This is a genomic window from Acidovorax sp. SUPP3434 (assembly GCF_030159015.1).
Taxonomy (GTDB): domain Bacteria; phylum Pseudomonadota; class Gammaproteobacteria; order Burkholderiales; family Burkholderiaceae_C; genus Paracidovorax.
Map to the genome: position 1 here is coordinate 41,827 of NZ_BQXL01000004.1, position 21,477 is coordinate 63,303.

General features: G+C 71.1%; 25 protein-coding genes. 7 read left to right on the forward strand and 18 right to left on the reverse strand.

Translation table 11 applies throughout. The features are described 5' to 3' along the window. The first annotated feature begins 13 nt into the window (after nt 1–13). Both cobJ and AVKW3434_RS09160 read left to right on the forward strand, forming a co-directional pair. Nucleotides 14–1,018 carry a precorrin-3B C(17)-methyltransferase gene (cobJ, locus tag AVKW3434_RS09155; protein ID WP_272566244.1) on the forward strand — a complete coding sequence of 335 codons (1,005 nt, stop codon included), beginning with the start codon at nt 14–16 and terminating at the stop codon, nt 1,016–1,018. Further along, complete coding sequence (locus AVKW3434_RS09160) at nt 1,015–1,410, forward strand: (2Fe-2S) ferredoxin domain-containing protein (RefSeq protein ID WP_272566243.1); 396 nt, start codon at nt 1,015–1,017, stop codon at nt 1,408–1,410. The genes cobJ and AVKW3434_RS09160 overlap by 4 nt, the downstream gene beginning before the upstream one ends. Nucleotides 1,411–1,463: 53 nt before the next feature. Here the strand turns inward: AVKW3434_RS09160 and AVKW3434_RS09165 are convergent, their stop codons facing one another. Next, nucleotides 1,464–2,354: a LysR family transcriptional regulator gene (locus AVKW3434_RS09165; protein WP_284405590.1), complete on the reverse strand. Its 891-nt coding sequence runs from the start codon at nt 2,352–2,354 to the stop codon at nt 1,464–1,466. Between the two features lie 91 nt (nt 2,355–2,445). On the opposite strand from AVKW3434_RS09165, the gene AVKW3434_RS09170 reads away from it, so the two are divergent. Beyond that, the gene (locus AVKW3434_RS09170; RefSeq protein WP_284405591.1) at nt 2,446–3,516 is read left to right on the forward strand and encodes an alkene reductase; all 1,071 of its coding nucleotides are present in this window, start codon (nt 2,446–2,448) and stop codon (nt 3,514–3,516) included. A gap of 43 nt (nt 3,517–3,559) precedes the next feature. Next, nucleotides 3,560–4,495 (forward strand): NADP-dependent oxidoreductase, encoded by a 936-nt coding sequence (locus AVKW3434_RS09175; protein WP_284405592.1) that lies wholly within the window; start codon nt 3,560–3,562, stop codon nt 4,493–4,495. A 59-nt stretch (nt 4,496–4,554) separates the two neighbouring features. Here the strand turns inward: AVKW3434_RS09175 and AVKW3434_RS09180 are convergent, their stop codons facing one another. From AVKW3434_RS09180 to AVKW3434_RS09215, 8 genes are all read right to left on the reverse strand, one after another. Continuing rightward, nucleotides 4,555–4,857 (reverse strand): hypothetical protein, encoded by a 303-nt coding sequence (locus AVKW3434_RS09180; RefSeq protein WP_284405593.1) that lies wholly within the window; start codon nt 4,855–4,857, stop codon nt 4,555–4,557. Nucleotides 4,858–4,927: 70 nt separating this feature from the next. Then, nucleotides 4,928–5,146 carry a hypothetical protein gene (locus AVKW3434_RS09185; RefSeq protein ID WP_272566235.1) on the reverse strand — a complete coding sequence of 73 codons (219 nt, stop codon included), beginning with the start codon at nt 5,144–5,146 and terminating at the stop codon, nt 4,928–4,930. Nucleotides 5,147–5,220: 74 nt separating this feature from the next. Then, nucleotides 5,221–5,877, reverse strand: a complete 657-nt coding sequence (locus tag AVKW3434_RS09190; protein ID WP_284405594.1) for a flavin reductase family protein — start codon at nt 5,875–5,877, stop codon at nt 5,221–5,223. 149 nt (nt 5,878–6,026) lie between these two features. Further along, nucleotides 6,027–6,548: a TIGR00725 family protein gene (locus AVKW3434_RS09195; protein ID WP_284405595.1), complete on the reverse strand. Its 522-nt coding sequence runs from the start codon at nt 6,546–6,548 to the stop codon at nt 6,027–6,029. Then, nucleotides 6,526–7,347, reverse strand: coding sequence for an ABC transporter permease (locus AVKW3434_RS09200; RefSeq protein ID WP_284405596.1), 822 nt, complete (start codon nt 7,345–7,347; stop codon nt 6,526–6,528). The genes AVKW3434_RS09195 and AVKW3434_RS09200 overlap by 23 nt, the downstream gene beginning before the upstream one ends. Before the next feature lie 5 nt (nt 7,348–7,352). Next, nucleotides 7,353–8,393: an extracellular solute-binding protein gene (locus AVKW3434_RS09205; RefSeq protein WP_284405777.1), complete on the reverse strand. Its 1,041-nt coding sequence runs from the start codon at nt 8,391–8,393 to the stop codon at nt 7,353–7,355. A gap of 102 nt (nt 8,394–8,495) precedes the next feature. Next, nucleotides 8,496–9,527, reverse strand: coding sequence for an ABC transporter ATP-binding protein (locus AVKW3434_RS09210; protein WP_284405597.1), 1,032 nt, complete (start codon nt 9,525–9,527; stop codon nt 8,496–8,498). Continuing rightward, nucleotides 9,524–10,351: an ABC transporter permease gene (locus AVKW3434_RS09215; RefSeq protein ID WP_284405598.1), complete on the reverse strand. Its 828-nt coding sequence runs from the start codon at nt 10,349–10,351 to the stop codon at nt 9,524–9,526. The genes AVKW3434_RS09210 and AVKW3434_RS09215 overlap by 4 nt, the downstream gene beginning before the upstream one ends. Nucleotides 10,352–10,532: 181 nt before the next feature. On the opposite strand from AVKW3434_RS09215, the gene AVKW3434_RS09220 reads away from it, so the two are divergent. After that, the gene (locus tag AVKW3434_RS09220; RefSeq protein WP_284397141.1) at nt 10,533–11,441 is read left to right on the forward strand and encodes a LysR substrate-binding domain-containing protein; all 909 of its coding nucleotides are present in this window, start codon (nt 10,533–10,535) and stop codon (nt 11,439–11,441) included. A gap of 18 nt (nt 11,442–11,459) precedes the next feature. Here the strand turns inward: AVKW3434_RS09220 and AVKW3434_RS09225 are convergent, their stop codons facing one another. Then, entirely contained in the window at nt 11,460–12,389 is a 930-nt protein-coding gene (locus AVKW3434_RS09225) for an AraC family transcriptional regulator (RefSeq protein ID WP_284405599.1), read from the reverse strand. A gap of 65 nt (nt 12,390–12,454) precedes the next feature. Here AVKW3434_RS09225 and AVKW3434_RS09230 point away from each other — a divergent pair, with 65 nt between their 5' ends. After that, nucleotides 12,455–13,741 carry an MFS transporter gene (locus tag AVKW3434_RS09230; RefSeq protein WP_284405600.1) on the forward strand — a complete coding sequence of 429 codons (1,287 nt, stop codon included), beginning with the start codon at nt 12,455–12,457 and terminating at the stop codon, nt 13,739–13,741. A 101-nt stretch (nt 13,742–13,842) separates the two neighbouring features. On the opposite strand, the gene AVKW3434_RS09235 is transcribed toward AVKW3434_RS09230, so the two are convergent. From AVKW3434_RS09235 to AVKW3434_RS09270, 8 genes are all read right to left on the reverse strand, one after another. Then, a complete protein-coding gene (locus AVKW3434_RS09235; protein ID WP_284397135.1) occupies nt 13,843–14,853 on the reverse strand; it encodes an aldo/keto reductase in 1,011 nt (336 codons plus the stop codon). A 61-nt stretch (nt 14,854–14,914) separates the two neighbouring features. After that, nucleotides 14,915–15,760, reverse strand: a complete 846-nt coding sequence (locus AVKW3434_RS09240) for a shikimate dehydrogenase family protein (protein ID WP_284405601.1) — start codon at nt 15,758–15,760, stop codon at nt 14,915–14,917. Nucleotides 15,761–15,794: 34 nt separating this feature from the next. Continuing rightward, nucleotides 15,795–17,192: an MFS transporter gene (locus tag AVKW3434_RS09245; protein ID WP_284405602.1), complete on the reverse strand. Its 1,398-nt coding sequence runs from the start codon at nt 17,190–17,192 to the stop codon at nt 15,795–15,797. A gap of 130 nt (nt 17,193–17,322) precedes the next feature. Beyond that, the gene (locus tag AVKW3434_RS09250) at nt 17,323–17,697 is read right to left on the reverse strand and encodes a DUF485 domain-containing protein (protein WP_284405603.1); all 375 of its coding nucleotides are present in this window, start codon (nt 17,695–17,697) and stop codon (nt 17,323–17,325) included. A gap of 67 nt (nt 17,698–17,764) precedes the next feature. Then, nucleotides 17,765–18,190 carry a hypothetical protein gene (locus tag AVKW3434_RS09255; RefSeq protein WP_284405604.1) on the reverse strand — a complete coding sequence of 142 codons (426 nt, stop codon included), beginning with the start codon at nt 18,188–18,190 and terminating at the stop codon, nt 17,765–17,767. Between the two features lie 38 nt (nt 18,191–18,228). Beyond that, a complete protein-coding gene (locus AVKW3434_RS09260; protein ID WP_284405605.1) occupies nt 18,229–18,558 on the reverse strand; it encodes a hypothetical protein in 330 nt (109 codons plus the stop codon). A gap of 31 nt (nt 18,559–18,589) precedes the next feature. After that, complete coding sequence (locus tag AVKW3434_RS09265; RefSeq protein WP_284405606.1) at nt 18,590–19,117, reverse strand: hypothetical protein; 528 nt, start codon at nt 19,115–19,117, stop codon at nt 18,590–18,592. 94 nt (nt 19,118–19,211) lie between these two features. Further along, on the reverse strand, nt 19,212–20,636 hold the full coding sequence (locus tag AVKW3434_RS09270; RefSeq protein WP_284405607.1) for an FAD-binding oxidoreductase: 1,425 nt from the start codon (nt 20,634–20,636) through the stop codon (nt 19,212–19,214). Between the two features lie 134 nt (nt 20,637–20,770). Here AVKW3434_RS09270 and AVKW3434_RS09275 point away from each other — a divergent pair, with 134 nt between their 5' ends. Continuing rightward, nucleotides 20,771–21,442 carry a TetR/AcrR family transcriptional regulator gene (locus AVKW3434_RS09275; RefSeq protein WP_284405608.1) on the forward strand — a complete coding sequence of 224 codons (672 nt, stop codon included), beginning with the start codon at nt 20,771–20,773 and terminating at the stop codon, nt 21,440–21,442. The last annotated feature ends 35 nt before the right edge of the window (nt 21,443–21,477 follow it).

The following is a 21,477-nucleotide window of genomic DNA, read 5'->3' on the forward strand; positions in this document are numbered from 1 at the left end:
GGGCCCCGAGACCATGTCCGCAGGAAAGATCATGCTCGTGGGCATCGGCCCCGGCAGCACAGACCACATGACGGCGCGTGCGCGCGCCGCCATCGCCGAGGCCGACACCATCATCGGCTACGTCACCTACATCAAGCTGGTGGCCGATCTCATCGAGGGCAAGGAGATCATCCGCAAGTCCATGACCGAGGAGCTGGACCGCGCCATCGAATCGCTGGCCCGCGCCCGCGAGGGCAAGAAGGTGGCGCTCATCTCCTCGGGCGATGCGGGCGTGTACGGCATGGCCGGCCCCACGTTCGAGGTGCTGTTCCAGGCCGGCTGGACGCCGCCCGCCTTCGACGAGAACGGCGTGGTCGAGCCCGGCGGCATCGAGGTCGAGATCGTGCCCGGCGCCTCGGCCATCAACAGCTGCGCCGCCCGCGTGGGCGCGCCGCTCACGCACGACTTCTGCGCCATCTCGCTGTCCGATCTGCTCACGCCCTGGCCCACCATCGCGCGCCGGCTCGACGCCGCCGCACTGGCCGACTTCGTGGTCGCGCTCTACAACCCCAAGAGCGGCCGGCGCACGCGGCAGATCGAGGAGGCGCAGCGCCTCTTTCTGCGCCACCGCAGTCCGGACACGCCGGTGGCCATCGTCAAGAGCGCTTACCGCCGCCGCGAGCGCATCGAGTTCGCCACGCTGGCCACCATGTGCGATGCCGACATCGGCATGCTCAGCACCGTGCTGATCGGCAACAGCAACACCATCGTGCAGCACGGCCTCATGGTCACCCCGCGTGGCTATGCCAACAAGTACGACGTGGAGGGCGGCGGCGCCACGCGGGCCGGAGAGCGGCCGGGCCGGTCGCTCTCCACCGGCCTCAACGGCTGGCTGGAGAATCTGCAGCTCGACCACGCGGCCGGCGAGAGCATCGAGGCCCTGGCCCGGCGCCATCGCCTGCCGGCCGATTACATTCGCGACACCCTGGCCCAGCCCCTGGCGGCCGAGGCCGTCGCCACCACCGAGGAAGAGGCATGAGCCAGCAAGACCCCACCACCGCCACCGCCACGACCGCAGCGCCCGAAGGGGTGCGCGTGGCCATCCGGCCGAAGATCGGTGCCTACCGCCGCCACATCCTCATCTGCACCGGCCCGCGCTGCGCCGAAGACGGCCAGGCGCAGGCCCTGTTCGACAGCCTGGGCGACAAGTTCAAGGCCGCGGGCCTGAACGATGGCGAGCTGCGCGTCAAGCGCAGCCGCGTGAGCTGCTTCGCCGCCTGCAAGGGCGGGCCGGTGATGTGCGTGCAGCCCGACGGCACCTGGTACTACGACGTCACGCCCGCCAACATGGACCGCATCATCGAAAGCCACCTGGTGGGCGGCCAGCCGGTGCAGGACCTGGTGTTCCACCAGGGGCCGTCCGGGGGCTGAACGGCGCGGGTGCGGCGGCCGGGGCGACCGGGCCGTGCACCTTGCGGCCGGCTTCACGGACCGGTGGCCAGCCGCTCCTGCAGGAACTCGATGAAACGCAGCGTTTTCGCCGGCAGGAGCCGCGTTTCGGTCAAGGCGTAGACCGGGACGGGCGTTCCGTACCAGCCCGGCAGGATGCGGCGCAGGCGCCCCTCGGCCACGTGGTCCGCGACGACGCCTTCCGCCAGCAGCGCGATGCCCTGGTCCAGCACGGCCAGGCTGCGGCACATCCCCACGCTGTTGACCTTGAAGCGCTGGCCGATAGCGACTTCCACGGTGGCCCCTCCCTCGTCGGCGTTCAGCACCCACGGGCCGAGCTTCGGAGAGCCGATGCACTCATGCTGTGACAGCGCGTCAGGATCTGTGGGCTCGCCCGCTGCCTGCAGATAGCGGGGCGATGCGTACAGGTGGGTGGTCAGGCGGGCCAGCTGGCGCGCGACCAGCGTCGAGTCCGGCTGCTCGCCCATGCGGATGGCCACATCGAAGGGCTCGGCCACCAGGTCCACCCGGCGCGGGCTGAGGTCCAGATCGAAGGCGATGCCCGGATAGCGGCGGGCGAACTCCGCGATCAGCGGCGCCACGTAGATGGTCGCAAAGTCCACCGGCAGCGAGGCACGCAGCACCCCGCTGGGCTGGGCCAGCAGGTCGCCCAGCTGCTCGTGCGCGATCCGCGCTTCCTCGACGATGCGCCGGCAGCGCTCGTAGTAGATCTGCCCCGCCTCGGTCAGCTCGATCCTGCGGGTCGTGCGGTGCAGCAGGCGCAGGCCGATCGATTTCTCCAGCGCGCCGATCCGGCGCGACAAGGTCGAGTTGGGCACCCCCGTCGCATCGCCGGCCGCGCGAAAGCTCTTGGCTTTCACCACCTCCACGAAAAGCGCCATGTCGTTCAGGTATTCGAGGGCCATTGCGTCATTTTTGGATCAATCATTCCCATCAAACCATCTTTATCTCACGGGTAGGTTAATCGAAGATGCAGCTTCGCAACCGGAGAAACCCATGACCGCCCTTTTCAGCCCTGCCACTGTCGGCCGCTACACCCTCTCGAACCGCCTCGTGATGGCGCCGATGACCCGTTCCCGCGCCGCGCCCGACGGCACGCCCACGGCCCTCGCGGCCACCTACTACGCGCAGCGCGCCGATGTCGGGCTGATCGTCTCCGAAGGCACGCAGCCTTCCGACGACGGCCAGGGCTATCTCACCACCCCCGGCATCTACACCGATGCCCATGTGGCCGGCTGGCAGGCCATCACTGGCGCCGTGCACGCCAAGGGCGCGCGCCTGTTCATCCAGCTCATGCACGTGGGCCGCATGTCGCACCCCGATAACACGCCCCACCACCGGCAGGCCGTGGCCCCCTCTGCGATCGCGCCCGGCGCGCCGATGTTCACGATGACGGGCATGCAGCCCATCCCCGAGCCGCGCGCGCTGACCACCGAGGAGATCCAACAGACCGTGGCGGACTTTCGTCTGGCCGCTCGCCGGGCGATCGAGGCGGGTGCCGACGGCGTCGAAATCCACGGCGCGAATGGCTATCTGGTCCAGCAGTTCTTCGCCCCGAGCGCCAACATCCGCACCGACCAGTACGGCGGATCGATCGAGAACCGCGCCCGTTTCGCGATCGAAGTGGCCACCGCGATCGCCGAGGAAATCGGTGCGGACCGTACCGCCATTCGCTTGTCGCCCGGCGTCCAGTTGGGGGGCATCGATGAGGGGGTCGAAGGGCCGGCCCTGTACCGCTACCTGAGCGCCGAACTCTCCCGGCTGGGCCTGGCTTATGCGCATGTGATGCACGTGGGCGACGAAGCCCTGGTGGCGGACATTCGCAAGCTCTGGCGCGGCACGCTCATCGTGAACCGCCCGGGGCGTGCACGCGAGCAGATCGGCACCGACCTGGCGTCGGGCCTGGCCGATCTGGAAGCCTACGGACAGATGGTGCTGGCCAACCCCGACTTCGTCGAGCGCCTGAAAACCAACGCCCCGATGAATGCGCCGGACCACAACACCTACTACGGCGGTGGTGCCAAGGGCTACACGGACTACCCGGGCCTGGCCGGCGCAGCCGCCTGAAACGGCGCGCCCCGCCATCGACACCTGGACAGGAGAACCTCCCATGACAACGACCCAACGCGCGGTCCTGATCCGCGCCTACGGCGGCGCGTCGGCCGCCGAGATCGGCGAGATCCCGAAACCCTCCGCTGGCGACGGCCAGGTGCTGGTCCGGGTTCGCGCGGCCGGCGTGAACGGCATCGACTGGAAAGTCCGCGAAGGCCTGGTCCAGAAGGCTTTCCCGATTCCCCTGCCTGCGGTGCTCGGCATCGAGTTGGCCGGCACCGTCGAGGCTGTCGGGCCGGGGGCCTCGCGCTTTCGGGTCGGCGACCGCGTCATGGGCCCGCTGGGCCGGCTCGGCGCGTACACGGAATTCGTGCCGGTGGCCGAGGCGAACCTGGTGCACACGCCCGCGGGGCTGGACGATGTGCAGGCCGCCGGCATTCCTGTGGCGGCCGTCGCGGCCTGGCAGAGCCTGCACCAGGCGGGGCCCATCGCGGCAGGCCAGCGCATCCTGATCCACGGCGCTGCGGGAGGGCTGGGCGGCTATGCCGTGCAGTACGCCAAGCGGGCCGGCGCCGAGGTCTTCGCCACGGCCTCCGCAGCGCACCTTGACCATGTCCGAAGCCTGGGCGCGGACCACGTCATCGACCACCGAAGCGAGCGTTTCGAGTCAGTGGCGCAGGGCATCGGCCTGGTGCTGGACTACGCTGGCGGCGAGGCGCTCGATCGCTCGTGGGCCGTGCTGGCCGAAGGCGGCGCCATCGTCAGCGCAGCCGCGCCCGACATCGCCGCACGCACCCCTGCCGGCCGTCGCGGACTGTGGTTCGTGAACCAGGCGGACGCGGTGCTCCTGGCGCAGTTCGCGCAGGAAATTGCCCAAGGCTCGCTGATCTCCAGGCTCAGCGACGTCGTGGATTTCAATGGCATCCCGGCGGCCATCGAACGCAGTCGCACCGGCCCCCGCATCGGCAAGGTGGTGGCCGACTTCACGCGCTGACCGCTCCCGGCCACGAATGCCCGGGAGGCGAACGTCTTCGGCGGTGTATTGCGCCGGCCTTACCGCTGCACTGGCGGGCGCGCCAGCCAGCGCACCCCCACCCCGGCCAGGTACAGCATCAGCGCGGAGGGCAGCGTGAACATCGACCCCCACGCACCGATCATGAGCACCGAATACGCCGCGTCCGACAGCCCGGGGGCCGCGGCGCATTGCATGCCCGAGCCCTCGTTGCCTTCGCAGCCGAGCAGGCGCAGCAGCGGCCACGACAGCAAGAGCAGCAGCACCGGCGCGAGGCCGAGGACGATGCACAGCAGGCCGAACCAGCAGCGCACGGCGAAGCGGCGCAGCGCGGCGGCCCTCATGCCGGGCCGTCCCGTTCCATCGCAGCCACCCCGCACCGCGCAGGGGCCGGCTGCGGGCCGTGCCTGCGCATCACTTCTTCGCGCCCAGCACCAGCAGCAGGCCGCCGACGGCGATGGCGCCGATGCCCACCCACAGCGGGATGTTGACGGTCTCCTTCTCCTTGGCCGAGATTTCCAGCGGACCGACCTTCACCACGGTGGTGTCCTTCGTGTAGCTGAAGCCGCCGTAGGCCAGGCCCAGGGCGCCGGCCACGATCAAAACGATGGCGATCAGTCGGGTGGGGTTCATGGTGTCGGTTCTCTGCAGTGGAATGGAAAAGGGTTGGTGGAGCATAGCCGCTGGCCGGCCCCGCCCAGGCCCGCTCAGCGCGGCCGGTGCATCTTGAACAACTGCTCCGGCCCCACCGTGAAATAGTCCGCCGGGCCGCCCGCGCGCAGGATGTGCCCGGCATGGGCCGTGTCGTACACCCCGTCCTTGAGTAGCGCGCGGTCGATGTGCACCGCCACCACCTCGCCCAGCACCAGCCAGGTGGGCACCTTCTCGCCGTCCGCGCCCTCGAGCTGCACGATCTGCGTGCGGCGGCATTCCATGGCCACCGGGCTTTCGGCGACGCGGGGCACGGACACGATCCGCGAGGCCGCGGGGGTGAGGCCGCCGAGCGTGAACTCGTCCACCTCGGGCGGCACGGCGGCGCAGGTCCGGTTCATGGCCTCGGCCAGCGGGCGGGTGGCCAGGTTCCAGACGAACTCGCCCGTGGCCTGGATGTTGGCGAGCGTGTCCTTGGCGCCGATGCTGGCGAATCCGATGATGGGCGGCGTGTAGTTGAAGGCGTTGAAGAAGCTGTAGGGCGCCAGGTTGAGCACGCCGGCCGCGCTGCGCGAGGCGATCCAGCCGATGGGGCGCGGCCCCACGATGGCGTTGAAGGGGTCGTGCGGCAGGCCGTGGCCCTGGCGCGGCTCGTAGCTGTGGATGCCGGAGGCGGCCGGGGCGTCGTCGTGGGGGGAGGTGGCGGTCGTCATGCCTGCACGATACACAAACGGTTCCGGATTCGCCGGCCGGGGCATTTGCTACTATTTTTATAGCTAACAGGGCAATCAATCTCCCGGCGTGCGGCCTGAAAGGTTCGAAAAGGCTGCGAACGCCCCCTTCTCCCCCCGCCCGGGCGCCTTCAGTCCAGCAGGCAGGCGGCCACCGCGCCCAGCAGTTCGCCCAGGTCCGCCACCGGCACGGCGCCGGGCAGGGCGATGTCGCCGTGCAGCACGTACACCGGCTTGCCCCACTTGAGGCCCAGCGCCATCTCCGACAGCGTGCCCATGCCGCCGCCCACGGCCACCAGGCAGCGGCTGCTGCGCGCGATGAGGGCGTTGCGCATCTCGCCCATGCCGGTGGGCACGGCCACGCTGAGCCATTCGTTGGCGTGGCGGTCGTCGTCCTCGGGCAGCAGGCCGATGGTGATGCCGCCCGCGTCGTGCGCGCCGCGCGAGGCCGCGGCCATCACGCCGCCGCGCCCGCCGCAGACGATGGCCATGCCGGCGGCGGCCAGGTGGCGCCCCACGGCGTAGGCGGCCTGGCATTCGCGCACGCCGCCGTCGCCGGGGCCGATGACGCCCACCGGCTGGGCATGGCGGCGCGGGCCGCGCTGGCGGGCGGCCAGCCGCGCCAGCGCCTCAACGGTGGTTTCGGGAAGCATCGCGCTCCCGTTGGCGGGTGGCCACATCTCCAACTCCCATCACGATCACACACACGACCATGAGCACCAGCGAGAGCGCCGCCGCCATGGAAAAGTCGTTGCCCCCGTCGCTGACCTGCGCGAGCAGCATCAGCGGCAGGATGTTCAGCTGCGTGCCCACCAGCGCCAGCGCCGTGCCGTAGGTGCCCATGGCCAGCGCGGCCACGGTGCAGGCGCTGGCGAGCACGGAGGGCGCCACCTCGGGCACCACGGTGTCCCAGAACGCGCGCAGCGGCGTGGCGCCCAGCGTGCGCGCGGCGGCCAGGGGCCGCAGGTCCAGGTGCGCGAACACGGGGTACAGCGACAGGGCCACGCGCGGCACGAGGTAGTAGGCATAGGCCAGGCCCAGGCCGCCCACGCTGTAGATCCAGCCGCCCACCACGGCGGGGTCGGCGCCCAGCCGGGCGGCCAGCTGCGTGACCAGGCCCGCGCGGCCGAACGCCAGGATGAAGCCGTAGGCGATCACCAGCCCCGAGAAGGCCAGCGGCAGCCCCAGCATCGCCATGAGCCAGCGGCGCCGGCCCTCGGGCTGGCGTGCCAGTTCGAGAGCCAGGCAGCTGCCCACCACGGCCGACACCGCGCCGCTGCCCAGCCCCAGCAGCAGCGTGTTGCGCAGCGCGCCCGCGAACAGCGGGTGGTGCAGCAGCCGCCCGAAGGCCGCGCCGTGGCCGGCCAGGGCCTCGGGCAGCAGCGCCGCCAGCGGCACGGCCAGAAAGAGCGCCATGAAGGCCCAGGCGGGCCAGGCACCGAATCGCCGCATGGCGTTCAGCGGCCCACGGTGGCCTCGGCCCAGAGGCGGTCCACCTCGGCCTTGCGCGCGGAGGCCTTCACCACGTCCAGTGGGCGGATCTGCGGCGCGGCGGGCATCTTCGCGGCGATGTCGGCGGCCAGCGGCACGCCCGGCACGGCGGGGCGCACGAAGCCCTGGGCGAACAGCGCCTGGCCGGCCTGGCTCATGGTGAAGTTCAGCCACAGCTTGCCGGCGTTGGGGTTGGGTCCGTTCTTGACGAGGCTGATGGCATAGGGCGCGGCCACGCTGGCCTCGCGGGGGATCACCACCTCCAGCGCATCGCCCATGCCGTCCACGTGCTTCGCCTTGAGGCCGTCGTTCTCGTAGCCGATCCAGATGGGGATCTCGCCTTTGAGGAACTTGGCGTACGGCGTGGTGCCCTCCACGCGCAGCACGTTGCCGGCCGCATGCAGGCGGCCCAGGTAGTCGGTGCCGGGCTTGACGTCGTCCACGCTGCCGCCCATGGCGTAGGCGGCGGCGAACGCCACCACCTGGCCCACGCCGGCGGTGCGCGGGTCCAGGTACACCACGGCGTTGCGGTACTCGGGCCGCAGCAGGTCGGCCCAGCCGGTGGGCACGGTCTTCACGAGCTGGCGGTTCACCAGGAAGGCGATGTTGAGCGTGTGGATGGTGAACCAGCGGCCTTCGGCCTCGCGGAACACCGGTGGCAGGTGCTCGAAGTTCACCGGCTTGAACGGGGCCACCACGTCCTTGGCGGCGGCGTCCACGGCCGAGGCCGCGAAGTAGTAGGCGGTGTCGGCCTGGGGGCGGCGGCGGGTCTTCTCCAGCGCCAGCACGGTGGCGGCCGAGCCGATGTCGTTGTAGGTCAGCTCGATCTCGGGGTAGCGCTTCTTGAACTCGCGAAACAGCGCCTTCCAGTTCGCCCATTCGGGGCCGGTGTCGAACGACACGCACAGGCCTTCCTTCTGCGCGGCCTGGTAGAGCGCCTTCTCGCCGGCGTACAGCTCGGGGCCGTCGAACGAGAAGGCGGCGGGCGCGAGGGCGGCCAGCGGCATGGCGCCGGCGGCCTGGATGAGTTGTCTGCGTTGCATGGGGAAATCTCCGAAAGGGTCGGTGGGAATGGGGGTAATCGGATGGGGGCGGGCAGCGCCGTGCGGTCAGTCGTCCAGCAGGCGGATGTGCTCGGGCGCGATGGCGACGGCGGCCTGGGCCGGCTGCGGCGACTCGGCCAGCAGCGGCGTGGGCGCGCCGGGCACCGCGAAGTCGTAGCGCGTGGTGCTGCCCAGGTAGCGCAGCGCGCCGGTCCGCCCTTCCAGGCGGTTGGCGGCGCGCAGGGCCGGGTCGGGCCGCACGTGCTCGGGGCGCACCAGGGCGTGCACGGCCTGCCCCGGGGTGCGCGGGCCGGTGGGTGTGCAGAGCGTCGCAAAGCCCAGGTCGATGCGGTCCGGCCCCGCCACGGTGGCGGGCCAGACGGTGGACAGGCCCACGAACCGCGCCACCGCGCGGCTGGCGGGCGCCTCGTAGAGCTGGCGCGGCGTGGCGAACTGCAGCAGGCGCCCGTCCTGCAGCAGGGCCACGCGGTCGGCCATGGCCAGGGCCTCTTCCTGGTCGTGCGTGACCAGCAGCGTGGTCGCGCCGAAGCGCCGCTGCAGCTGGCGGATCTCGTCGCGCAGGTGGCCGCGCACGCTGGCGTCCAGGGCGGACAGCGGCTCGTCCAGCAGCAGCGCGCGCGGGTCGATGGCCAGCGCGCGGGCCAGGGCCACGCGCTGCTGCTGGCCGCCCGACAGCCGCGCCACCGGGTGCGCGGCGCGGTCGGCCAGGCCCACCGTCTCCAGCAGCGCCAGCGCGCGGCGCCGGCGTTCGGGGGCCGGCACGCCGCGCATGTGCAGGCCGTAGGCCACGTTGTCGATCACCGGCAAGTGCGGGAACAGCGCGTAGTTCTGGAACACCATGCCGATGCCGCGGCGGTGCACCGGCGTGTGGGCGAGGTCTTCGCCGGCCAGCAGGATGCGCCCGCCATGGCCCGCGCCCTGCAGGCCTGCGACGAGCTGCAGCAGCGTGGACTTGCCCGATCCGCTCGGGCCGATGACCGCCACCAGCTCGCCGGTGGCGACCTCCAGGGACACGCCGTGCAGCCCGTGCGGGCTGTCCGGGTAGCGGTAGTGGACGTCTTGGAGAACGAGGCTCATGGGCGGTGTTTCACGAGGGACGAGGAAAAGAGCGCCGCCGAACCCGCCAGCACCAGCAGCACCACCGTGGCCGCGCAGGCGAAGCCGGTGGCGCCGTAGAAGGCCTGCAGCAGCAACACCGGGTACGTGCGGCTCTGGAAGCCCGCCAGCAGGTTGGACAGGTTGAACTCGCCCACCGACAGCGCCGCCACCATCACCAGGCCGCTGAGCAGGCTCTGGCGCAGGCTGGGCAGCACCACGGTGGTGAACTGGCGCCAGCCCGAGGCACCCAGCGTGGCGGCGGCGGCCTCCAGCCGGGCCAGGTCCTGGTGGCGCAGGTCGGCCAGCAGCGTCTGGGTGAGGTAGGGCAGGGTGGCGACGGCGTGCGCGGCGATCAGCAGCGGCAGCGAGCCCAGCCAGGGCAGGGCGTCGGTGTTGAACACGATGACGTAGCCGAACGCCAGCGTGACCGGCGGCACGGCGATGGGCAGCGCGCTCACCAGCCGCGCCATGCCGGCGCGGCCCCGGCGGGCGCCGTGGTACAGCGCGTGGGCCAGCGGCAGCGCCAGCACCGTGTTGATGGCGCAGGCCGACAGCGCCACCAGCAGGCTGGTGCCGAAGGCTTTGCGGAACGCGGGGTCGGCCCACAGTTCGGCGTACCAGCGGCCGGTCAGGCCCGTGGGCAGCAGCGTGTTCGTCCAGCGCTCGCCCACGCTGCCCAGCAGCAGCAGGGCGATGGGCAGCAGCAGGTAGGCGGCGTAGAGCAGGGCGGCGGCGCGGACCAAGGGGTGACTCCGGTGGAGGGGACGGGCTAGGGGCTTTGCAGGCACCGGGCGACCCGGCATACTTTCCTGAAACGCCACATTGCCAATGGCAGCGTGGAAGGTTCATCAAAATTCTAGGAAGAGCGGTGCCATCGATGGGTGAAACCTGGATGACGTTGCTTGAGCAAAAGGAAAGTGTTTTTCACATCCGTGTCATGCGAGCCGGCTGCATTGCCGGCCGGGGCGTTGCCCAGGGGGCCGCATGAAGCGCACCTGCCCCACCATCCAGGAGCTGCTGGCCTTCGATGCCGTGGCGCGGTATGAAAGCCTCACGCTGGCCGCGCAGGCGCTGTGCGTCACGGTGAGCGCGGTCAGCAAGCAGGTGGCTGGGCTGGAGGCCTTCATCGGCCGGCCGCTGCTGCAGAAAAGCGGGCGCGGCGTGCAGCTCACGCCCCAGGGCCACGTGTACTGGCAGAAGGTGGCGGGCGGGCTGCGCGCCATCGAGGCGGCCACCTTCGAGGCCCGGGCGGGCGATGCGGGGGCGGGGCTGCTCACGCTGGCCAGCGTGCCCACCTTCCTCACCAAGTGGCTGATCCCCCGGCTGCCGGCCTTTCGCCAGCAAAGCCGCCAGGTCACCCTGAGCTTCAGCCGCCACCTGGAGCCCACCGACGGCATGCCGCCCGGCGTGGACGCGGCCATCCGCTACGGGCCGGACGGCTGGCCCGGCGTGGTGTCCGAATACATCGCGGGGCGCGAATTCGTGCTGGTGGCGGCGCGCACGCTGGTGGACGCGCACCACCGCATCGCCCGGCCCGAGGACCTGCTGGGGCACACCTTGCTGCACCACGAAAATGCGCCCACCGCCTGGCGCCAGTGGGCCGCGCAGCACGGGGTGGCCGCGGCGCACACGGCAGCGGGGCCGCGCTTTGCGCAGTACGCGCCGCTCATCCAGGCCGCGCTCGCGGGCTTGGGCATCGGCCTGGTCCCCCGGGTGCTGGTGCAGGAGGAACTGGCTGAGGGCGCGCTGGTGAGCCCCTGCGGCGAGCCCGTGGCCATCGACCAGGGCCACTACCTGTGCTACCACCCGGGGCGGCTCAAGCTGCCGGCGTTCGCCGCGTTCCGCGAGTGGCTGCTGGCCGAGGGGCAGCGCTCGCGCGGCCCCGTGGGCTGATCGATCGCGCGCGGGGCGCTACCCCGGGCCCAGGCCCGCGGGCGACTGCAGGCCGAGAAAGCGGGCCGGGGGCATGCCCACGGCGCGCCGCACCATGGCGCTGAAGGCACTGGCGCTGTAGCCCAGTTCGGCCGCGATCTGCCCCACGGGCAGGCGCTCGGCAGCCAGCGCCACCGCCTTGGCCAGGATCACCTGCTGGCGCCACTGCGTGAAGGTGCTGCCCAGCTCGGCGCGGAACAGCCGCGCCACGGTGCGCGGGCTGGCCCCGGTGTCGCGCGCCCAGTCCTCCAGGGCCTCGTGGCGCGTGGGGTCGGCCAGCACGGCCTCGCACAGGTGCAGCAGGCGCTTGTCGCGCGGCAGGTCCACGCCCAGTCGCAGGGCGGCGGCGCGGCGCAGCTCCTCGCAGATCAGGGCGCTCAGGTGGCGCTCGCGCCGCAGCAGCTCGGGCGTCGGGGGCGTGGCGCTGTCGTCGGGCTCGGAGGGCATCTCGCACACCAGGGCGCGCAGCAGGGGCGACACCTCCAGCACGCGGCACTGGCGCCAGGCCGCGTCGTCCGCGCGCGCCGCGCCGATGGGCACGCCCGGCCCGCAGCGCCCGCGCGGCTGGTGGAAGTACAGCGTGCGCAGGTCGGCGTCCTGCACCATGGTCACGGCATGCTCCACGCCGGGCGGAATCCACAGCGCGCGCGAGGGCGGCACGATGTAGGTGCCCTGCGCGGCGGTGAGGCGGATCACCCCCGTGGTCGAGATCGCCACCTGCGCCCACGGGTGGCGGTGGGGCAGCACCTGCGTGTCGGCGGGCAGCCAGCGGGCCTTGGCGCGCACCGGGCGCGTGCCGGCGGGCACGAACAGGTCGGGCGTGAGCGAGCTGACGTACGAAACCGCGCGGCGCGGGCGCGGTGCGGCGCTGGGGGCCGGCGCAGGAGTGGAATGGGCAGTGCTTGGCATGATCGCGACAGAAGTTGGCAGTCTATCGTCAACCTGCCGCCGCGCCGCTGCCTAAGATCGCTGCCATGACCTCCACCGCATCCCCCCACCCCGCAGCGCCCGCCGGCACGCTGCGCCAGGACGCCCGCACCATCGGCCTCATCGGCCTGGCCCACGGCTCCTCGCATTTCTTTCACATGCTGCTGCCGCCGCTGTTTCCGTTCCTGATCGCGGAGTTCGGCTTCAACTACTCGGAGCTGGGGTTGCTGGTGTCGGTGTTCTTCGTGATCTCGGGCGTGGGCCAGGCGCTGTCGGGCTTTCTGGTGGACCGGGTGGGCGCGCGCCCCATCCTGTTCTTCGCGCTCTCCAGCTTCGCCGTGGCGGGCCTCGTGGCCGGCACGGCGCAGGGCTACGCGGGGCTGATGCTGGCAGCGGCGCTGGCGGGGCTGGGCAATGCGCCCTTCCATCCGGTGGACTTCACCATCCTGAACAAGCGCGTGTCGCCCGCGCGGCTGGGCCACGGCTTTTCGGTGCACGGCATCTCGGGCAACCTGGGCTGGGCCACGGCGCCGGTCTTCATGGCCGGCATTGCCGCGGCCACCGGATCGTGGCGCACCGCCTGCCTGTGCGGGGCCGCGCTGGCGGCGGTGGTGCTGGCCATCATGGTGTGGCAGCGCGACGCGCTCGATGACCGGCAGGGTGCCTGGGCCCACGCGCCCAAGCCCGGCACCGCCGGCGCGCCGGGCGCTGCGGCCGTGGCCGAGCACCCCATGGCCTTCCTCAAGCTGCCCTCGGTGTGGCTGTGCTTCTCGTTCTTCTTCTGGACCACCTGCGCCCTGAGCGCCATCCAGAGCTTCGCCAGCCCCGCGCTGCAGCAGATGTACGGCCTGCCGCTGGCGGTGACCTCCATGGTGGTCACGGGCTACATGCTGTGCGGCGCCGCCGGCATGGTGGTGGGCGGCTTTCTCGCCGGCCGCGTGGCGCGGCTGGAGGGCATCATCACCGTGTGCCTGCTGGCCACCGGCGTGCTGCTGCTGCTGGTGGGCACCGGCTGGCTGCCCGGCATGGGCGCCGTGGCGTTCGCCGCCATCGCGGGCCTGGGCACGGGCCTGGCGGGCCCCTCGCGCGACATGCTCATCAAGCGGGCCGCGCCCCCCGGGGCGACGGGCCGGGTCTATGGCACGGTGTATTCGGGCCTGGACCTGGGCTTTTGCGTGGCGGCCCCGATCTTCGGCGCGCTGCTGGACCGCGGCGCGGCGCACGGGATCTTCTATGGATCGGCCGCGGCGCTGGTGCTGGGCGTGGCCTCGGCCGGCGTGGTCGGTGCGGGTGTGGCGGCCCGGGCCCGCGCGGCCCGGCCCATGGCCGCCTGACGCGGGGGGCACCGGCGGAAGGGCTTCAAGCCTTTCAGGGCTCCAGTGCAGATTCCACTAGGGCATATTGCTATTAAAAATGTAGCAATATGCTTTGAGGCTCAGAACGCTTCGGTATCCACTTCGGCCTGTGCCTGGGGCGGGTAGCGGTCGCCCGCCATGGCGCGGTCATGCACGAGCGCATCGAGCCGCGCCAGCAGCTCGGGCGGCAGTCGCACATCCGCCGCGCCCAGGTCGTCGCGCAGGTGCGCCACGCTCGTGGTGCCCGGAATCGGGATGATCTCCGGCCCCTGCGCCAGCAGCCAGGCCAGGGCCAGCTGCGCGGGCGTGCAGCCGGCCTCGCGGGCGAGGGCCTCGTAGGCGCCCAGCAGCCGCAGGTTGGCCGCGTAGGCCTCGGGCGCGAAGCGGGGCATCGTGCGGCGGATGTCGCCCGGCGCCAGCGTGGACACATCGCGCAACGCGCCGCCCAGAAAGCCCCGCGCCAGCGGGCTGAACGCCACGAACGCCGTGCCCAGCTCGCGGCAGGCCTGCAGCACGGCGATCTCGGGGTTGCGCGTGCACAGCGAATATTCGGTCTGCAGCGCGGTGATGGGGTACTCGGCATGCGCGCGGCGCAGCGTGGCGGCCGACACCTCCGACAGGCCCACGCCGCGGATCTTGCCCTCGCGCACCAGGTCGCCCAGCGTGCCCACGCTGTCTTCGATGGGCACGCGCCGGTCCCAGCGGTGCAGGTAGTACAGGTCGATCACGTCCGTGCGCAGCCGGCGCAGGCTGGCCTCGCAGGTCGCGCGCAAGGTGGCGGGGCGGCCATCGATCACGCGCACCAGCTTACCGTCGCCGTTCGCGTCCACGCCCTGCATGCCGCACTTGCTCGCCAGCGTGATGCGCTGGCGGTGCGGCGCGAGGATCTCGCCCACCAGCGTCTCGTTGGCCCCGAAGCCGTAGAGCGCCGCGGTGTCGAACAGCGTCACGCCCTCGTCGAGCGCGGTGAGCAGCACCCGCTCGGCCTGCTCGCGCGAGGCCGGCACGCCGTAGGCATGGCTGAGGTTCATGCAGCCCAGGCCGATGGGGTGGACCTGGAAGGGGCCGAGGGAGCGGGGGGTGGTGGGCATCGAATGGCGCTGGTGTGCGAAGCGGAAGGTGGCGTGACGGTAGCGGCCGGGCAGGCACCGGTCAATACACGATGCGCGCCACCGCACGCAGCGCCTCGGGCGTGGCGCCGCCCCAGCCGAAGAACTCCAGGTACGCGGGAATCATCTCGAACAGCATGTCGGTGCCCTGCTGCACCGGGCAGCCCCGGGCCATCGCGGCCTTCAGCAGCGGGGTGTGGGCCTGCGCCATCACCACCTCGCCCACGAAGGTGCCGGGGGCGATGCGGTCCACGTCGAAGGGCAGGGGGTCGTCCTCGCGCATGCCCAGCGGCGTGGCGTTGACGACCAGGTCGAAGCCGGCGGGGTCGTTGCGGCCCACCGCCGTGCGCAGGGCGGGGTAGTGCTGCCGCAGCCGGTCGGCCAGCGCCTGCGCGCGGTGGCCGTCCACGTCGAACAGGGCCAGCTCGGCCACCCCTGCGGCGGCCAGCGAGGCGGCGATGGCCGACCCGACCCCGCCGCTGCCGGACACCAGCGCGCGCCGGCCCGCCAGGGCCAGGCCCTTGCGCTGCACGCCGCGCACGAAGCCCGCGCCGTCGAACTGGTCGCCCAGCAGCGTGCCGTCGGGTCGGCGCACGATGGCGTTGCAGGCCCCGGCGATGCGCGCCGTGGGCGTGAGCGCATCCACCAGCGCCAGCGTGCTCACCTTGTGCGGCATGGTCACCAGCGCGCCGTGCCAGTTGGTCATGCGGCGCAGCACCTGCAGGGTGGCGGGGTAGTCCTCGGCCTGCACGCCCATGGGCACCACCAGGGCGTTGATGCCCTGCTGCGCGAACCACGGGTTGTAGATCATCGGGGCCTTGAAGGCCTCGGTCGGGTAGCCCAGGTGGGCGATCAGGCGGGTGCTGCCGTTGATGGTTTGCTGCTGCATGGGGAACGATGGTGGGCCGATTGCCGTGGGTCTTTCAGCGGCCGCGCCCGTGGCTGCGCAGGGCTTCCTGGCGGGCCTGTTCGTATGCGGCCTCGGACAGGGGCTGGGCATCGGGCTGGCCCAGGTCCTGCGTGGGAATGCGGAAGGTCTCGCGCGCCGACCACGCGGCCAGCGCCGCGATGGCTGTCACGCCGAATGCGATCGCGCCCACGGTGGCCGGCACGTTGGTGGAGCCGGGCGGCGCCACGGCGGCGAACAGCGCGGGCAGCAGGGCGGTGAGCGTGGTGCCCACGTTCTGCGAGATGGCCATCGAGGTCACGCGGGTGCGGGCCGGGAACAGCTCGGGGTAGAAGCTCGGGAACACCGCGTTGTAGCCCTGGTACACCACGCCCCACATGAGCAGCGACATGCCGATCGCCATCGGCACGTGGTGGATGCTGATGGCATAGAGGTACAGGAACGCCAGCAGCCCCGACAGCAGCGCGCCCACGATGATCGGCGGGCGCCGGCCGATGCGGTCCGACAGGTTGCCCACGTGCGGGATCACCAGCACCGCGACGATGTTGCCCAGCACCGGAATCCAAAGGTACACGCTCTTGTCGAAGCCCACGCCATAGCCCGGCTGCACGGCATAGGCCGCGCCGAACACCGTCGCCACCACCGGGATCACGTTCATGAGCGCCATGCACACCACGCGCAGCATGTTCGGTCCGTTCTCCTGAAACGCCTGCACGATGGGCGCGCGCGGCACGGCGCCCTGCCGGCGTTCGGCGTTGAACACGGGGGTTTCCTGCACTTCGCGGCGGATGTAGTAGCCCACCAGGATCACGATGAAGCTCAGCAGGAACGGCACGCGCCAGCCCCAGGTGTTGAACTGCTCCGCCGGCAAGAAATACGCCAGTGGCAGGAACACCGCCGCCGCCAGCACCTGCCCTGCCTGCACGCCCTGCAGCGCAAAACTCGCATAAAAGCCCCGCCGCCCGGTCGGCGCGTGCTCCAGGATCATTGAGCTGGCGCCCGAGATCTCGCCGGCCACCGCGAAGCCCTGGATCAAACGCAGCACCACGAGCATCGCCGGGGCCAGCAGGCCGGCCTGCGCATAGGTGGGCAGCAGGCCCACGGCCAGGGTGGAAAAGCCCATCAGGAACATGCACAGCACCAGCACCTGCTTGCGGCCATGGGTGTCGCCCCAGTGGCCGAGCACCAGGGCCCCAATGGGCCGGGCCACGTAGCCCACGCCGTAGGTGGCGAGCGAGGCCACGATGGCCGCCGTCGGGTTGCCCGCGGGAAAGAAGATCTGCGGAAAGATCAGCGATGCGGCGGTGGCGTAGATGAAGAAGTCGTAGTACTCCAGCACCGAGCCGATCCAGCCACTGGCGGTGGCCTTGCGCGTTTGCTGTAAGCCGCTGTCGGCGGCGTGGTGGTCTGGCATGGGTTTGTCTCCCCTGTTGGAATGGTTGGATGGACGCAAAAGCCTGCGTTGGGCGTTTGGCGGAGCATCGCATGCCTTGGGATGCCTTTTGGCCATCCGTGCATGGCGGGTGGCGCCGGCCGGCGGTGCATCAGGCCTTGCGTTCGAGCTCCCTGGCGTACCGGTGGCTGGCGATGCCCAGGACGATGCCGAAAACGATGAACCCCAGCCCGAAGGCATGGCCGAAACTGAACCACGACCCTTTGCCGCTGCCGGAAAAGGCGATGAACAGGGCACCGGCGACGATGAAGAACAGGGGCGCGAGGAACCGGTTGCGCCGCTGCGCGGCCAGCACCACGCTGCTTTGCGCGACCTGCGAATCCAGCGTGCGCGCCTTGGTCTCGCAAGGGCCCTGGCTGCAGCAGATGGAATGGCCCAGGTCCTTGGCGCAGGCCGGGCAGACCCCCTTGTTGCAGGCGCGGCAGGTGCCCACGGCGTCGGCGGCCTGGTGTACGAAGCACTTCATGGATTCTCCTGTTGGGTGGTGGCCCTTGGGGCGGACTTTAGCGTTGCAGGCGACGCGGTCCCAGGCGTCATGCCCCCTCGGCTGGAAGCGGCGGGGCGGCGTCGATGGGCGCCCAGCCTGCCACGGATTCCAGCGTGGCCTGGGCGGAGAAGGCCGTGGATCGGGCAGCAAAGACTTGCTGGTAATGGAGGGTGGCCCCCTCCCATCGGAAGTCCTGCGCAAACCCTTTGGCGAGCACCTCCAGCCGGGCGATCTTCCACCCGTTCACTTCGATCAGCGCAGCGCAGGTGATGGGCCCCGTGGCGTAGTCGGTGGTCAGCCACTCCTGCGCGGCCAGGAAGCGCGAGTCGGACGACCACAGGAGGGGCTGGCCGAAGATCCGGTGCGGGATGCCGCGGCCGTCGATCGACAGGCGAAAGTACTCCGGGCCGAATCGGATCTCGCCTTCGAAGCGCAGCACCGCCCGGTGGGTTCCGTCGGGAGAACGTGGCATGTCTGGGATCGCTGGAACGGGCGCCCGGGGAGCGGCCATCACTTGAAAAGGACGCGGACGATGCCCACGAGCAGAAGCACCAGGGCGACCGGCAGGAACCACCAGAGCATTCCCAGGGCCGAGGCCGTGCCCCGCAGGCTCCACGCCAGCAGCCCCAGCGCGACGCCGCCGATGCCCATGGCCAAGAACAGGAAGCGCCCGACCTTCTCCGACGCGTCGCCGAACAGGTGCTCGTCCGAATCGCCCATGTGCATCGCGAGCAGGCCGAAGGGCACGGCGCAAAGCAGCAAGGCCCACCTGGGCGCATCCAGCCTGGCCGCCAGCCCGGGCGGAATGGTCATTGCAATGAGCAGCAGGATCTTGGACATCGTGGTTCACCCGGCGATCGCCGCCATGGGATCAGACCCCGATCTTGCCATGGGCCGCGCGGCGATTTGTGCCCTGCCGGTGGTGCCAGGCCAGCGCCCGTTCCAGTTCCTGGGGGTGGTAGCTCAGGCCCGCCAGCGCCACGGTGTAGTCGCCGCCGGAGAGAAGCCGCCGGGTCCGGCTGATCCATCTGCGCCGATCGGGCGCCGCATGGTCCGCCACATCCACCAGGATGCGCTGCTCGTCCAGGTCGAGCTTCACCCGCTCGATCTCGTGCCACGGCACCAGGCCCGTCCCGCCGCGAAGGTCGTTTAAGCCGTGCGAATCGACGATCACGGCGGGTTGAAGGTCGCAGAGGGCTTCGAGCACCGTCTTTCCCAGCGTGCCCCCCACGCAGAAGGCGCCGAAGGCCGAGAGCCCCGCGAGGAAAGTGAACAGCCGGTTCCCCGTGAACATGAGAACGACCGAGTAGATGCAGATGGCCAGCATCAGCACGGTGAACGGCAGGGAAAAAATGAGCGTCCAGCGCCGGCGGCGCAAGGTCAGTCGTTTCGCAGGCATGGCTTCGGATGGGCCGATGGCCGAGACGGCGGCGTGGGGCGGCTGGCATGGCCGGCGATCCGCCCGCCTCCGGACCGGCCTTCGGCCGCCCGCGTCACAGCGCGAAGATCTTACCCGGGTTCAGGATGTTCTTCGGGTCCAGCGCGCGCTTGATGGCCCGCATCATGTCCACCGCGCCCGCGCCGGTCTCGTCCAGCAGGAAGCCCATCTTGTGCAGGCCCACGCCGTGCTCGCCCGTGCAGGTGCCGCCCAGGCGCAGGGCGCGGGCGACGAGCTGGTGGTTCAGGTCTTCGGCCTTCAGGCGCTCTTCGGCGCTTTCGGGGTCGATCAGGTAGCCGAAGTGGAAGTTGCCGTCGCCCACGTGGCCGACGAGGAAGTAGGGGATGCCGCTTGCGTCGGCCTCGGTCACCGAGTCGAGCAGGCAGTCGGCCAGGCGGCTGATGGGCACGCAGGTGTCGGTGCTGATGGCGCGGCAGCCAGGGCGGCTTTGCACCGCGGCGAAATAGGCGTTGTGCCGCGCGGTCCACAGGCGGGTGCGCTCCTCGGGGGTGGTGGCCCATTCGAACGCGTTGCCGCCAAACTCGGCCGCGATCTCCTGCACCACCTCGGCCTGCTCCTTCACGCCAGCCGGCGAGCCGTGGAATTCCATGAGCAGCATGGGCTCCTCGCGCAGGCCCAGCTTGCTGTGGGCGTTGACCATGCGCACGGTGTGCGCGTCGATCAGCTCCACGCGCGCGATCGGCACGCCCAGCTGGATGGTCTGGATGGTGGTGCGCACGGCGGCCTCGATGCTCGGGAACGAGCAGATGGCGGCCGACACGGCCTCAGGCAGCGGATACAGGCGCACGGTGACCTCGGTGATCACGCCCAGCGTGCCTTCGCTGCCCACCAGGAGGCGGGTGAGGTCGTAGCCCGCCGCGCTCTTCTTGGCGCGTGTGCCGGTGCGGATGGCCTCGCCGCCGGCCGTGACCACTTCGAGGGCCAGCACGTTCTCGCGCATGGTGCCGTAGCGCACGGCGTTGGTGCCGCTGGCGCGGGTGGCGCACATGCCGCCGATGCTGGCGTCCGCGCCGGGGTCGATGGGAAAGAACAGGCCCGTGTCCTTGATGGCATCGTTGAGCTGCTTGCGCGTGATGCCGGGCTGCACGGTCACGGTGAGGTCGTCGGCATCGACGCTGAGCACGCGGTTCATGCGGTTCACGTCGATGCTGATGCCGCCCTGCACGGCCAGCAGGTGGCCTTCGAGCGAGGAGCCCGCGCCGTACGGAATCACCGGCACGTCGTGCTGCGCGGCGAGCTTCACGGCGTCGGCCACGTCCTGCGTGGTTTCGGCGAACACCACGGCCGAGGGGGGCGGCGCCTTGAGCGAGCCCTCGTCGCGACCGTGCTGTTCACGCACCGCCTGGGCCGTGGAGCACTGCGCGCCGAAGCGGGCGGCCAGTGCGTCGAGCAGTGCCTGCGGAACGGGGCGCAGGTGGATTTCGGGAAGCAGGTGCTTGGCGGCGGCGGGGGCGTTCATGGCGTGTCTCCAGGCTGGGATGGGTGCGGCTTTTTCATTGTAGGCAGCCCGTCGCAGGCAGGGGATTGCCCGGGATTGACGGTCTCGCTGCCGCGTATTTACATTACGTTCGAAATGTATAACGTTTGCCGCCGATGATCCACCGCACGCCCCGCCGCACCCATGCCGAGCGCAGCGCCGCCACGCAGCAGCGCCTGATCGCCACGGCCATCGAGGTCATCCAGTCGCGCAGCTTCGAGGCGATGTCGATCCACGAGCTGGCCCGCACGGCGGGAATGACGTCGGGGGCGGTGCAGCACCACTTCGAGTCGAAGGCCGCGCTGATGATGCGCGTGCTCGCCGAGCTGATCGCGGCGCAGGACCGCGAGGGCCTGCTGTGGCCCGCCGCATCGCTGCCGGCGCTGCAGCGCGCGCGGCATTTCGTGCGGTCCGCGTGGCACATCGTCTATGCCCAGCCGCGCTTCATGGCGGCGTGGAACGTCTACCTGGGCAGCCGCAACCAGCCCGAGGTGGTGGCGCACATCGCCGCGCTGCGCCAGGACCTCAATGCGCGCATGCACACGGGGTTCTTCGAGGCGTTTCCCGAACTGGAGGGCGACCCGGAGCGCGAAGGGTTCGTGGGGCTGGTGTTCTCCACCCTGCGCGGCCTGGGCCTGCTGGAGATGTTCCGTCCCGCCGACGAAGCCGCCCATGCGCAACTCGATTGCCTGGCCACGCTCATCGCGCAGCGCTGCGACGGCCTGGCCCGCGCGGGCGCTCCGGCATCGAAACCCCGACCCCGCGCCAGGCCCCCGCGCGCGGCATGACCGGCGCCGTGCCCTGGCCCGGGCACGTGCGCACC

Coding starts and splice junctions, on each gene's coding strand:
- AVKW3434_RS09265 (WP_284405606.1), bottom strand. CDS start 19,117: ATGCCTGCGAAACGACTGACCTTGCGCCGCCGGCGCTGGACGCTCATT.
- AVKW3434_RS09260 (WP_284405605.1), bottom strand. CDS start 18,558: ATGTCCAAGATCCTGCTGCTCATTGCAATGACCATTCCGCCCGGGCTG.
- AVKW3434_RS09250 (WP_284405603.1), bottom strand. CDS start 17,697: ATGAAGTGCTTCGTACACCAGGCCGCCGACGCCGTGGGCACCTGCCGC.
- cobJ (WP_272566244.1), top strand. CDS start 14: ATGTCCGCAGGAAAGATCATGCTCGTGGGCATCGGCCCCGGCAGCACA.
- AVKW3434_RS09200 (WP_284405596.1), bottom strand. CDS start 7,347: ATGCGGCGATTCGGTGCCTGGCCCGCCTGGGCCTTCATGGCGCTCTTT.
- AVKW3434_RS09270 (WP_284405607.1), bottom strand. CDS start 20,636: ATGAACGCCCCCGCCGCCGCCAAGCACCTGCTTCCCGAAATCCACCTG.
- AVKW3434_RS09275 (WP_284405608.1), top strand. CDS start 20,771: ATGATCCACCGCACGCCCCGCCGCACCCATGCCGAGCGCAGCGCCGCC.
- AVKW3434_RS09255 (WP_284405604.1), bottom strand. CDS start 18,190: ATGCCACGTTCTCCCGACGGAACCCACCGGGCGGTGCTGCGCTTCGAA.
- AVKW3434_RS09245 (WP_284405602.1), bottom strand. CDS start 17,192: ATGCCAGACCACCACGCCGCCGACAGCGGCTTACAGCAAACGCGCAAG.
- AVKW3434_RS09240 (WP_284405601.1), bottom strand. CDS start 15,760: ATGCAGCAGCAAACCATCAACGGCAGCACCCGCCTGATCGCCCACCTG.
- AVKW3434_RS09195 (WP_284405595.1), bottom strand. CDS start 6,548: ATGCTTCCCGAAACCACCGTTGAGGCGCTGGCGCGGCTGGCCGCCCGC.
- AVKW3434_RS09165 (WP_284405590.1), bottom strand. CDS start 2,354: ATGGCCCTCGAATACCTGAACGACATGGCGCTTTTCGTGGAGGTGGTG.
- AVKW3434_RS09170 (WP_284405591.1), top strand. CDS start 2,446: ATGACCGCCCTTTTCAGCCCTGCCACTGTCGGCCGCTACACCCTCTCG.
- AVKW3434_RS09215 (WP_284405598.1), bottom strand. CDS start 10,351: ATGCCGGGTCGCCCGGTGCCTGCAAAGCCCCTAGCCCGTCCCCTCCAC.
- AVKW3434_RS09190 (WP_284405594.1), bottom strand. CDS start 5,877: ATGACGACCGCCACCTCCCCCCACGACGACGCCCCGGCCGCCTCCGGC.
- AVKW3434_RS09205 (WP_284405777.1), bottom strand. CDS start 8,393: ATGCCGCTGGCCGCCCTCGCGCCCGCCGCCTTCTCGTTCGACGGCCCC.
- AVKW3434_RS09225 (WP_284405599.1), bottom strand. CDS start 12,389: ATGCCAAGCACTGCCCATTCCACTCCTGCGCCGGCCCCCAGCGCCGCA.
- AVKW3434_RS09230 (WP_284405600.1), top strand. CDS start 12,455: ATGACCTCCACCGCATCCCCCCACCCCGCAGCGCCCGCCGGCACGCTG.
- AVKW3434_RS09160 (WP_272566243.1), top strand. CDS start 1,015: ATGAGCCAGCAAGACCCCACCACCGCCACCGCCACGACCGCAGCGCCC.
- AVKW3434_RS09175 (WP_284405592.1), top strand. CDS start 3,560: ATGACAACGACCCAACGCGCGGTCCTGATCCGCGCCTACGGCGGCGCG.
- AVKW3434_RS09185 (WP_272566235.1), bottom strand. CDS start 5,146: ATGAACCCCACCCGACTGATCGCCATCGTTTTGATCGTGGCCGGCGCC.
- AVKW3434_RS09220 (WP_284397141.1), top strand. CDS start 10,533: ATGAAGCGCACCTGCCCCACCATCCAGGAGCTGCTGGCCTTCGATGCC.
- AVKW3434_RS09235 (WP_284397135.1), bottom strand. CDS start 14,853: ATGCCCACCACCCCCCGCTCCCTCGGCCCCTTCCAGGTCCACCCCATC.
- AVKW3434_RS09210 (WP_284405597.1), bottom strand. CDS start 9,527: ATGAGCCTCGTTCTCCAAGACGTCCACTACCGCTACCCGGACAGCCCG.
- AVKW3434_RS09180 (WP_284405593.1), bottom strand. CDS start 4,857: ATGAGGGCCGCCGCGCTGCGCCGCTTCGCCGTGCGCTGCTGGTTCGGC.